Source organism: Pontiella sulfatireligans (genome assembly GCF_900890705.1).
In the GTDB taxonomy this organism is placed as follows: Bacteria; Verrucomicrobiota; Kiritimatiellia; order Kiritimatiellales; family Pontiellaceae; genus Pontiella; species Pontiella sulfatireligans.
Genome location: NZ_CAAHFH010000002.1, coordinates 2,434,460 through 2,445,790 on the forward strand (window position 1 = coordinate 2,434,460; position 11,331 = coordinate 2,445,790).

Genomic DNA, 11,331 nt, shown 5'->3' on the forward strand with positions numbered 1-11,331 from the left:
CCTCCATTTCACATAGACTTCATACCCGTTTCATCTGCGTGTTCCACCTTGTAGAAAACAAAGGAGAAACACATGCAATTGAAGATGGGGTTGAAGTTGTTGGTGCTCGGGGCGGTTTCGGTTTTACTGCTGATCGCGTTGTCGTCGATCGCGGGAATTACGCGGGAGCGGAAGAACCGGCAGCGCGAGGTTCAGCAGGGGATCGCCGAGAGTTATGCCGGCCGTCAGCAGCTCGTTGGCCCGGTCTTTGCGCTGGAATACCGCGAACGCTGGATGGCGCGGCTGTACAACAATGAAAAGAACACCTGGTACGAAAAGGAGATGGTCGCGCTGCGGTCCGCAATGGTCTATCCCGAGCGGCTGGAGTATGGCGGATCGCTGAAGGTGCAGGAGCGCTATCGCGGCATTTTCAAGGCAAACGTGTACCAGAGCAACGGCCGCATCGCCGGCTCCGTCCGCTTCCCCGCGCTGGAGACGGTCGGAACCGAGCCCAACTCCACCATCGAGCTGGTTTCCGCCAAGGCCTGCCTCATCGTCAGCGATCCGCGCGGCATCTCGCACGTGCCTGCGTTCGAATGGAGCGGCGACCCGCTTGAGATCCAGCCGGGCAGTTCGCTTGCAATCAAGAGGTCGGGCATCCATGCCGCTCTTCCCGGGCCGGACGGACTGCCCGGCCGGTCGTTCGACTTCGCGCTGGATCTGAAGATTCACGGCATGGGGCAGTTCAGCCTGGTTCCGATCGGGGCCGAAAATTGCATTCGGCTGGAATCGGCCTGGCCGCATCCGAGCTTCATAGGCGATTTTCTTGCAAATGACCGTACAGTTTCCGAGCAGGGTTTTGCCGCCGAATGGAACGTCAATAGCCTGGCCTGCTCGGCACAGCAGGCGATGTCCGCCGGGCAGCTTAAATCCATTCAGCAGCTGGGCGTTGATCTGATCGATCCGGTCAACACCTATCCGCTGACCGACCGCGCCTTGAAATATGGTTTCCTCTTTATCTTCATCACCTTCGCCGCCTTCTTCCTGTTCGAACTGGTGAAGCAGCTGAAAATCCATCCGGTCCAGTACGGTTTTGTCGGGCTGGCGCAGGCGCTCTTTTTCCTCCTGCTGCTCAGCCTCTCGGAGCACATCGGATTTGGAATCTCTTATCTCGTTGCCAGCGCCGCCACCATCGGCGTCATTGCCGCCTACCTGTGCAGCGTGCTCAAAGGGGTCAAGCGCGGGCTGCTTTTCGGTGTGGTGCTGTCCGTTCTCTACGGCGCGCTCTATGGCCTGCTGCAATCGGAGGACCACGCGCTCGTCGCCGGCTCGACCCTGCTGTTCTGCCTGCTGACTCTGGTTATGATGTTCACCCGCAAGATCGATTGGTACGCGCTCGGCGCAAAACAAACAGAAGGATCGGTACGATGAAAAAATGGATTCTATTCATAACCGTGATCGCCGGCATGGCGCACGCGCAAAGCGAAGTGGCGGGGGTCATGTTCGCGGTCGGCTCGACCAACGAGCCGCGCGTGATCCTTCCGCTCAAGAAGACCGACGTGAAGATCGACGTCACCGCCGGCATCGCCCGCACCGAAGTGGTGCAGCGGTTTCATAACGATCTCGACCGCCCGCTCGAAGCCGTCTACATCTTTCCGCTTCCCTCCGAGGCCGCGGTCGACGACTTCGAAATCCGGCTTGCCGACCGCGTCATCAAAAGCACCGTCAAGGAGCGCGAAGAGGCCAAGGCAGTTTACGAAGAGGCGAAAGCCGCGGGCAAAAAGACCGCACTATTCGAGCAGGAACGCCCGAACATCTTCACCACGTCGGTCGCCAACCTGCTGCCCGGCGAGACGGTCGATATCTGCTTTTCCTACGTTGAAACGCTGCGGTTTCAAAAAGACCGCTACGACCTGACATTCCCGATGGTGGTCGGCACCCGCTACATTCCCGTTCGGTCAAACATCACCGATGCGGGCCGGCTGAATCCGCCCGTGCTGCCGCCGACGATCGATCCAGGGCATCGCCTTTCCATCGCGGTTTCGCTCAGCGGCCTGCCGGTGGAAAATGTAACCTCCACCACGCATGCCATCGCGGTGAAGGACGAAGGCGGCGAGTGCTATTCCGTTTCGCTCGCCCGCGAGGAAACCATCCCGAACAGCGAGTTCAGCATCGCCGTGCACCTGCGGCCGAACGATGCGCCGGCGGTCTCCTTTGTCCAGTCGATCTCCGATTCAGCTTACGGTTTGCTCAGCGTCCTGCCGCCCATCGGAAAAGTCCGGGAGCACAAACCGCAGCCCAAGGACGTTGTCTTTCTGATCGACACCAGCGGGTCGATGTCCGGCGAATCGATCGCCCAGGCGCGCAGCGGGCTGCGCCGCTGCCTCGATATCCTGAATCCGGACGACCGCTTCTCCATCGTGCGCTTTGCCTCCGACTTCAGCTGGTTCAGCCCGGAGCTGCGCGAGGCCGCGCCCGGCAAGCTCGATGCCGCCCGCGACTATATCGACGGACTGGAGGCCAACGGCGGAACCGAAATGCAGGCCGCGCTCGACTACGTGCTGGCACTCATGCCCAACGAAACTGCGCGCATGCCCATGATCATTTTCCTGACCGACGGCGACGTCGGCAACGAGGATTCGCTTATCGCGCTACTCTCGCAAAAGCTCGGCGACACGCGCCTGTTCACCTTTGGCATCGGCAGCGCGCCGAATGAATTTTTGATGCACCGCATGGCCGAGACTGGGCGCGGGCAGTCGCGTTTTATCCGCTCGCACGAAGATGTGGGCGAGGTGATGGCCGACTTTTTCCAGACGCTCGAAGCGCCTGTCCTCACCGATGTCTCCGTGCACTGGGAAGACGGCGCCGCGCATGTCTATCCCGAACGCTGCCCCGACATATTTTATGGCCGCCCCCTCCAGCTGGTCGCACATGCTCCGGGCGGGTTCGGCGGGCGCGTCCGTATTTCCGGTTTGCTCGATGGCGAGCCGCAGGAATACGGCATCGACATTGCCGCTAGCCAGGGCGAAACGCACGAAGCCATCGGCCGGCTCTATGGCCGGATGCAGGTCAAGGATCTCATGATCCGCCTGATGCAGACCGACGCGCCGGACGATCAGGCCGAACTGAAACAGGGGATCATTCAGGTCGGGCTGCAGCACCAGCTGGTCACCCGCTTCACCTCGCGTGTTGCGGTCGAGGAACGCATCATCGTGGACGGCGCAGATCTGGTTTCCGTCAAGGTTCCGGTGCCGGCGCCCAAAGGATGGAATATGTATCCCACCGCCACCGGCGAGCCGTTGCAGCTGCTCATCGGTCTGTTGCTAGTAATGGGTTCATTGATCTGCCGAAGGGGATTTCGTGCGGCGTAGCATTCCGTGGCTGCTGCTGGTTCTGGGTTTGGCTGTTATGGCCCGGCCCGCCGGGCGATGGGTCAAGCGCGCGTGGTATTCGTGGTCGGCGGCCCGGATCTGGAACGACTGCAAAACGCGGCCCGCTTCCGGTGCATTCGGCGAACCGTATGCATGGCTGAATATTCCCCGGTCGGGAATGGATCTGCTGGTGCTCGCCGGGGCCGATGAAACCAATTTGTCCCGCTTCCCCTGCCGTGAGCAGGTCGGTGATGCAACGCTCGTGATGGCGCACCGCGACACGCATTTCCAGGGCTTGGAAAAAATCAATGAAGGCGATGTCATCCTCGTGGAGCTGCGCGGAGGAGTTGCGCGCAAGTATCAGTGCCGTTCCATCCACATCGTTGAAAAGGGAGATGTGGAGCCCCTCATCCAGAAACAGCGCAATAACGACTGCCTGCTCCTACTGACCTGCTATCCCTTCCACTGCATCGGCCCCGCCCCGCAACGGTTTCTTGTAGTAGCCAGTCCAGGCTGATCTCCGCCGGTTTTTGTGTTTCATTGTGCTCGTTGGCAGCTAAGCTTCCGCCATGGAAACGATCCAACAGTTGCTGAACCGCATCCGCTGGGATGAGAATTTTGGCCGGGGCGATTTTACGGTCGGGATTTATGACCGCGTTAAGGATGCCGTCGAGTTCCAGCCTTTGGAAAACCTGAAGCAGGAAAACGGGAACCATTTTTCATTCACGGTCTGCATGGAGGGCGAGATCGTCACGATACCCTTCCACCGCATCCGCGCGGTTCGAAAGAACGGCGAAACCATCTGGCAACGCTGAGTGCAGCAACGAAAAAGCAGCCTGCTCGGAATCGAACAGGCTGCCTTTGAGAGGGGCGGGGCTATTTGCCCATCAATTCATAGCACCCTGCCGCTTCGGGCGATTCCCGCATGGCCTGGGCAAGTTCCTTGACGATGGCGGCATATTTCTTTTCGTCGGCTAGGTTGACCGTTTCCTTGGGGTCGGTTTCATAGTCATAGAGGTCCCGCGCGAGCACTTTGCCGCCTTTGACGAATTCGATGTAGCGATAGCGCTCCGTGCGGAAGGCATAGCCGCCTTTGTGGGTCAGAATGCCTTTGCGCACGGACTTCTGCTCGCCGGTCATGACCGGTACGAGGCTGACGCCTTTGACGGTGTGGCCGTCCTTGGCTTTTTTGCTTTTCGGCTGTTTCGGAACCTCGAGTCTGGTTAGCTCGCAAAGGGTGCGGTACATGTCGATATGGCCGGATGGGCTGCGGGTCTCGGGAACCTGCTCGCCGAGCTGCGGTGCCTTGATGATTAGCGGCGAGCGGGTGGCGCCCTCCATAAGCGTATGCTTGCCCCACTGGCCGTGGTCGCCGAGGTGGTATCCGTGGTCGCCCCAAAGCACAATGATGGTGTTGTCGGCCAGGCCCAGTTCGTCAAGCTTGGCGAGGATGCGCCCGACCTGGGCATCGATGAACGATACGCAGGCATAGTAGGAGTGGATTAGCTCGCGCTGCTTGTCGTCGGGGATGCGGGGATAGACCATTTCGCCGGTTTCCGGGCTAGGGTAGGCATTGGGCGTGTCGGGGTAGCCATGCACCTCGGTGCCTTTCTTCCACGCGCCCAGTGAACCGCCCTTCGGCAATTCCTGGAACTCTTCGAGCGGGAATTCAGTGCGTTCGTACAGGTCCCAATATTTTTTTGGGGCATACCACGGAACGTGCGGCTTGTAGAAGCCGATGCCCAGGAAGAAGGGCTTGTCGCCTTGGGCCAGTTGTTCGAGCAAGGCCAGTCCTTCGTTGCAGACCGCGCCGTCCGAAAACTGGTCGTCCGGCAGGTCGGGGCTTTCGCACGAGCGCTTGGTCGGGCTGTTGTAGATGCCGCTCGCATGCACATACGGAATGGACCACGAGGCGGGGTCGTCGATATCGCGGCCATCCTTGGTGCGCGCGGTCGGGTTTTTCGGATTAAGCGTGCCGACGCAGCGCGGATCATTAATCTTGCCGGTGGCGGCGGTTTCATAGCCTTGGTTCCTGAAGTGTTCGGGAAGGGTGACGAGGTTGGTCAGCTTGCCGCGCATGGCCTTGAAGCCCATGACGCCGGTCTCCTCGGGCATCAGACCGGATGCGATGCTAGCGCGGGAGGGGCCGCACACCGGCCACTGGCAATGGTTGTTGAGAAAAACCGTTCCGCCGTCGGCCAGCCGGTCGATATGCGGGCTTTTGACCCGCTCGTTGCCATAGCAGCCCAGCATGGGTTTCAAATCATCGACCGCCAGAAACAGAACGTTCATGGGTTCCTTTTTGGGGGCGGCGATCGATACGGCCGCAATAGACATGGCCAAGACATGCAACATTCGCTGTGGTTTCATGGTGCTCCTTTGATTCATCAGATAAGTGGATTAAAAGATATATAATAGATATAGCGCAGAAGGCGATGTAATTTTCCGTAAAGTCGATCGGCTTCATGCTGCGGGGGGTGGAATAGATCCTTTGGTTGCTTTCAAGCCGTGCGGGCTTTCGATATAACGGCTTGTCTGATGAATGGAGCTGAACGATGAAGTTTGATAAATGCCCCTGTGGAAGTGGAATTGATTTTGAAGCGTGCTGCGGCGGGATTGTGGCAGGCCGGCGCGAAGCGTTAACGGCCGAGGCGCTGATGCGGTCGCGTTACACCGCTTATATTCTGAAGAAGGTCGACTATCTCGTGGAAACCACGCACCCGGACGAGCGGTCCGATGATTTGGCCGGCTCCATCCGCAAATGGATGCGGCAGGTGGAATGGCTCAAGCTCCACGTCGTGGCAACGGAAGGCGGCTCTGACTTGGATGAATTCGGGCAGGTGGAATTCATCGCCGAATACATCGCCAACTCCGGCCCCGGTCGCCACCACGAATGTTCCGTTTTTGAAAAGGTTGACGGCAAGTGGTGCTACGTTGGCGAAGAGTGCGAGTAGCTCGCATGGATCCAAAAAAACTGCCGATCTATGGACTGCGCGCCGAATTGGCAACGGCGCTCGAAACCGAAAACCGCCTCATCATCGAAGCGCCGACCGGCTCGGGCAAATCGACCCAGGTGCCGCAAATCGTGCTCGACTGCGGCGTGGCCGGCCCCGGCGAAGTGGTGGTGCTGCAACCGCGCAGGCTGGCGGCGCGGCTGCTGGCGAAGCGCGTGGCGTTCGAGCGCAACGAGCCGCTAGGCGGCGAGGTGGGCTATCAGGTCCGCATGGAAAGCCATGTTTCTGCAAAAACGCAGATCCGCTATGTGACCGAGGGCATCCTGCTCCGCCAGTTTCTTTCCGATCCCGAGCTGCGCGGCGTTTCGGCCATTATTTTCGACGAGTTCCACGAACGCCACATCTATGGCGACATCACGCTCGCCCGCGCGCTTCGGCTTCAGCAAACGCGGCCTGATCTAAAAATTATTGTGATGTCGGCAACGCTCGATGCCGGCCCGCTCCGCGACTACCTCGTGCCGTGCAGGGAGCTGAAGAGCGAAGGCCGCATGTTTCCGGTCGAAATCAACTATGCGCCCAAGCGCATCGATTTCCGGCGCCGTCCCATGTGGGAAGCCGCGGCCGATGCGTTCGAGCAGGCCATCGAATCCGGCGCGGAGGGCGACGTGCTCGTTTTCATGCCGGGCGGCTACGAGATTTCCCGCACCGTCGAGGCGATCCGGGCGCGAAAATGCGCCCGCGCTTTTACCGTCATGCCGTTGCACGGCGAGCTGTCGCCCCGCGATCAGGACGCCGCCGTCGGCGAATGCGACAAGCGCAAGGTCGTCGTCGCCACCAACGTAGCGGAAACGTCGATCACCATCGACGGCATCCGCATCGTGATCGACGCCGGTCTGGCGCGCATCGCAAAATATGATCCGAACCGCGGAATCGATACGCTGCTGGTCGAGCGGATCAGCCGGGCCTCGGCCGACCAGCGGACCGGTCGTGCCGGACGTACGGCGCCCGGAACTTGCCATCGCCTCTGGACGGAGCAGGAGCACGTTGCGCGGCCGATGCAGGAGTTGCCCGAAATCCTGCGTCACGATTTGGCCGAGGTGGTGCTGACGCTCAAGGCGGGCGGCATCGACGATGTGGAAAACTTCCAATGGTTGGAAAAACCGAATCCAAAATCACTGGCGCAAACATTGACGCTGCTGACCGATCTCGGAGCGATCGGCCACGACGGAAAACTTGCTGCCATTGGGAAAAAGATGGTGTCGTTTCCGATGCACCCGCGCTACGCGCGCATGCTGCTTGCGGGCGGGCAATACGAATGCGTACGGCAGGCCTGCCTGATTGCCGCGCTCACGCAGGGGCGCAGCATTCTTGAGCGCAACAAGGGTGCCGCAACGCGGGGCAAGCGCGACGACGTCCTCGGCGAAGACGGAATTTCTGATTTTATGCGGCTGATGCATGCGTGGGCATTTGCGGATAAAAGCCGCTACAGCGTCGATGCCTGTCGCAAGCTCGGCGTCAACGCCGCGGCCGCCCGGCAGGTGAAGCCGCTCTACGAGCGCTTCATGAAGATTGCCGAAAAGGAAGGGCTCAAGGTCAACAGCCGCGAACCGTACGACGAGGATCTGCAAAAATGCATCCTGTTGGCCTTTTCCGATCAGGTTGCAAAACGCCGCGACGTCGGAACTCTCCATTGCGAGGTGGTGCACGGCCGCACGGGCGACCTCGATCGCGATAGCGTTGTGCGCGACAGCTCTCTGGTGGTGGCTGCGGAAATCCGCGAGATCGAAGGCCGCGGTTTGAATGTGAAATTGAACCTCTGCACTGCAGTTGAGGAGGTCTGGCTCGACGAGCTGTTTCCAGATGACATGGAGGACAAGATCGAAGCCGTTTTTGATCCCGTGCTGAAGCGCGTCGTTTCCAAACATTGGAAATCGTTCCGCGGACTGGAGCTTCATGCGAGCATGAAGCAGGAAGTCGATCTGCAGCAGGCGGCGGAAATCATGGCAGCAGAAGTCCTCGCCGGCCGGTTGTCTCTGCATAAATGGGACGACCAGGTGGAGCGTTGGATTGCACGTGTCAACTGTTTGGCCGAAGGATGTCCGGACTACGGCATTCCGGCGATCGATGACGAGGCGCGGGAGGCGATGGTGCAGGAAATCTGTCTCGGCGCCGTCTGCAAGCGCGACCTGAAAGACCGGTCAGTCTGGAAGGTGGTCAAGTCGTGGCTTTCAGCAGTGCAACTCGACATGATCGACAAGCAGGCGCCCGAACGGATTAAGCTGCCGAGCGGGGTGAATGCCAAGGTGCGCTACGAACCGGGGCAGGCGCCGGTTGTCTCTGCAACGATCCAAAAACTGTACGGACTCGAAAAAGTTCCAACGATTGGATTCGGTCTGATCCCGGTCGCGGTCGAAGCGCTCGCCCCGAACCAGCGCCCGCAACAAAAGACGCAGGACATGAAAAGCTTCTGGGAGAATGCCTACCCGATGCTGAAAAAGGAACTGAAGGGGCGGTATCCCAAGCACGAGTGGAGATAGGGGACTATCCGAGTGATGCCAGTCCGGGAGGAGAGATCGCTCCGAGCCTTAGATCCCGCATGCTGAATAGGTCTTCAAGGCCGCTTCCGCGAATCTTCCGGGCGCCGCTTTTTCTCTTTTCCCCAAACCAAGAGCGATGCTGCTCAAAGACCTCTTCAATGAAAAGCTTGCTGCCCAAGGCAACACCGTCGTTGAAATAGCGCACCCGGCAACGCATCAACTCATAAGTGGAGAGTTCGCCACCAGCCTCAATAACCTGCTGCATTTTTTCTGGATTCACTCCTGGGCGCTCGGAAGTCTCTTCGCCTGTGCAGAATAAATGAATACGGTACTGCGCAGCAAGTTTCCGCCAGCTGGCTTGCTGACCGTGCATATGCAGTATTTGCTCGATCCCTTTTCGGGCCTCTGCGCCCCCGGCAACAGCCTCTGCATAGCCACAAAAGCGATAGTCCCGGGGATCTTCGACTAGTCCAGCACGTACAGGATTTAGCTCAATATAGGTGGCCATTGTGGCGATGACATGATCGGAGTTCTCAACCAGAACGCTCTTAAAGCGCTCCTCCCATAATGTGCCTTTGCGGTTGTTTTTCCTGTTGTACCACTTGGAAAACCGCTCTTTCAGTTCCTTCACGAAGATCGATAAATCACCCATGCGCGATGTGTATTTTTCCCGCCATTCATCCAGCCAAGCTGAGTTCCCGGTTTGCTGGGCATAGGCAGTGACGCGCTCATATTCCTGCATGATGACATTTGCCCGTTGTTTGGAATAAAATGCTTTAATGCGCCGATGCAGTTCGTCATCCGACAGCTCTGTCATGGGAGGCACCTCCAGAAGGATATGCCAGTGGTTGGACATGATGGCATAGGTGAGCACCCGCACTCCCATAAACGCCTCAAGCCGGCGCATGGTTCTCCTGAAAAACTCCTTCTCCTCATCTCCGAAGATATAATCCCGATTCACCACCCGAGACATCAGGTGGTAGTAGTTTGTTTCCCTTCGTCCAAGTATACGGGGCTTTCTCATGGAGGATTTTTTATCAAATCAGTTTTGCTTGAGTCAATGATCAAATTTATATTGTGCCTGTCACTCTATATATGGATTCCAGTGGCATGTGCCATGCTCTTTTTTAGTTTTGCGGTGGAGTGGGGACCTCGGTTTCTTTGCCGGTGCGTTTGTTGGGGCATATGCCGAGAATTTCTGGGACGGCGCCTCCGGCGCGGATGACTTGGATGTGATCTCCGATTTTTAGATCCATGGCGCGAATGTGGTTGAGGTTGTGCAGGGTGGCGCTTTTGATTGTGGCTCCTTGGATTTCTATGGGCTTGAAGTGGGCGATGGGAGTCAGCTTTCCGGTGGACCCTTTCGACCACTCAATGCTGAGCAGGATGGTCTCCTTCGGTTTCTCTTTATATTTCCTGGCAAGCGCCCCACGGGGATGGTGTGCGGTTGAACCAAGTTGTTCAAAAAGTGCTAGATCGTCGACTCTGATGACGATGCCGTCGGTTGGGAATGGGGATTTAGCGCGTTGCTGGTTCAGGGACTCGATGGTTGGAATGACTTCGGATGCTTGGACGGTGTGGCTCTCTATGGCGGGGAGGCCTGTTGAGTTCAGTAGCGCCAGCGCTTCAGTATGCGTGGCGGGCATTGGTTCGGTATGGAGCAGCGCAAAAGCCCGGATTGAGAGTCCACGGTTGGCGATTTCTGCATAGTCTAAGAGGCGTAATGTGCCGGCGGCGGTGTTGCGCGGGCTTTTGAGCGGAGCCTGCCCGGCTGTCGTTCTGCGTTGATTTAGTTTTGTGAAGGCCGGAAAAGAGAGGAGGGCTTCGGCGCGGACTTCAAGTTGAGGGGGTGCATTGGTGAGCTTGGCGGGCACGGCAACTGAGGCGAGGATGGCGGCGGTGATGTCGATTCCGATTTTCCCGTCTCCGCGGGTTGTTGCTTGCGCGAGCAGTCCATCGGAATAACGCATCACTACGGTCAGGCCGTCGAGCTTCGGCTCGATGCAGTAGAGTTGGTTGGTGCCGCACTTTTCGATGAAAGCAATGACGGCGTCATCGGAATAGGCTTTATGAAGGCTTAAAACAGGGGCGGTGTGCGTGATTTTGGATTTTATTTGGGCGGGCGGTGCGCCTAGCCGCGGCGGAGCGGCTAGCTCTGGATATTTAGTTATGAGGAGGTGATGTTGGTCTTGAAGCGCGTCGTAGGCCGCATCGCTCATGAGCGACTTTGACCGGTTGTAATAGGCCTCGTCGGCTTGCTGGAGAATGAGCTGCAGGTTGGCGACCTGCTGTTCGACGGCAGGGGGTGCGGCCGCGCAGGACAGTTGAAGGGCGGTAAAAAATATGAGTAGTTTTTGCATCACAAGCCATCCTTTTCTGTATTCAGTTGAACAAAGAAAGTCTTGGATAAAACATGGTTTGTAAAGTGTAAAGAAGGGCGAGGTAGTGCGGAAAATCTACAAGGCTTGTCCTTGTGGCTACAAGACATTG

Annotated in this window: 9 protein-coding genes; 6 read left to right on the forward strand and 3 right to left on the reverse strand. The window is 58.3% G+C overall.

Annotated features, from left to right (window positions below; translation table 11 throughout):
• Nucleotides 1-72: 72 nt before the first annotated feature.
• From creD to SCARR_RS22950, 4 genes are read left to right on the forward strand one after another with little or no spacing between them, the layout of a single operon-like run.
• Nucleotides 73-1,410, forward strand: coding sequence for a cell envelope integrity protein CreD (gene creD, locus SCARR_RS22935; protein WP_136064057.1), 1,338 nt, complete (start codon nt 73-75; stop codon nt 1,408-1,410).
• Nucleotides 1,407-3,350 (forward strand): VIT domain-containing protein, encoded by a 1,944-nt coding sequence (locus SCARR_RS22940; protein ID WP_136064060.1) that lies wholly within the window; start codon nt 1,407-1,409, stop codon nt 3,348-3,350. Before creD ends, SCARR_RS22940 begins: the two co-directional genes overlap by 4 nt.
• Nucleotides 3,340-3,867, forward strand: a complete 528-nt coding sequence (locus SCARR_RS22945) for a class D sortase (protein ID WP_136064062.1) — start codon at nt 3,340-3,342, stop codon at nt 3,865-3,867. Before SCARR_RS22940 ends, SCARR_RS22945 begins: the two co-directional genes overlap by 11 nt.
• Nucleotides 3,868-3,919: 52 nt before the next feature.
• Nucleotides 3,920-4,165 carry a DUF504 domain-containing protein gene (locus tag SCARR_RS22950; protein WP_136064064.1) on the forward strand — a complete coding sequence of 82 codons (246 nt, stop codon included), beginning with the start codon at nt 3,920-3,922 and terminating at the stop codon, nt 4,163-4,165.
• Nucleotides 4,166-4,226: 61 nt separating this feature from the next.
• Here the strand turns inward: SCARR_RS22950 and SCARR_RS22955 are convergent, their stop codons facing one another.
• Nucleotides 4,227-5,720 carry a sulfatase gene (locus tag SCARR_RS22955; protein ID WP_168433547.1) on the reverse strand — a complete coding sequence of 498 codons (1,494 nt, stop codon included), beginning with the start codon at nt 5,718-5,720 and terminating at the stop codon, nt 4,227-4,229.
• Between the two features lie 185 nt (nt 5,721-5,905).
• Here SCARR_RS22955 and SCARR_RS22960 point away from each other — a divergent pair, with 185 nt between their 5' ends.
• Nucleotides 5,906-6,304: a YchJ family protein gene (locus SCARR_RS22960; protein ID WP_136064067.1), complete on the forward strand. Its 399-nt coding sequence runs from the start codon at nt 5,906-5,908 to the stop codon at nt 6,302-6,304.
• A 5-nt stretch (nt 6,305-6,309) separates the two neighbouring features.
• Nucleotides 6,310-8,841 carry an ATP-dependent helicase HrpB gene (gene hrpB, locus SCARR_RS22965; protein WP_136064069.1) on the forward strand — a complete coding sequence of 844 codons (2,532 nt, stop codon included), beginning with the start codon at nt 6,310-6,312 and terminating at the stop codon, nt 8,839-8,841.
• A 4-nt stretch (nt 8,842-8,845) separates the two neighbouring features.
• Here hrpB and SCARR_RS22970 read toward each other — a convergent pair whose 3' ends face one another.
• Both SCARR_RS22970 and SCARR_RS22975 read right to left on the reverse strand, forming a co-directional pair.
• Nucleotides 8,846-9,865, reverse strand: coding sequence for a transposase (locus SCARR_RS22970; protein ID WP_136064070.1), 1,020 nt, complete (start codon nt 9,863-9,865; stop codon nt 8,846-8,848).
• 103 nt (nt 9,866-9,968) lie between these two features.
• Entirely contained in the window at nt 9,969-11,201 is a 1,233-nt protein-coding gene (locus tag SCARR_RS22975) for an NAD-dependent DNA ligase (protein ID WP_136064072.1), read from the reverse strand.
• Between the last annotated feature and the right edge of the window lie 130 nt (nt 11,202-11,331).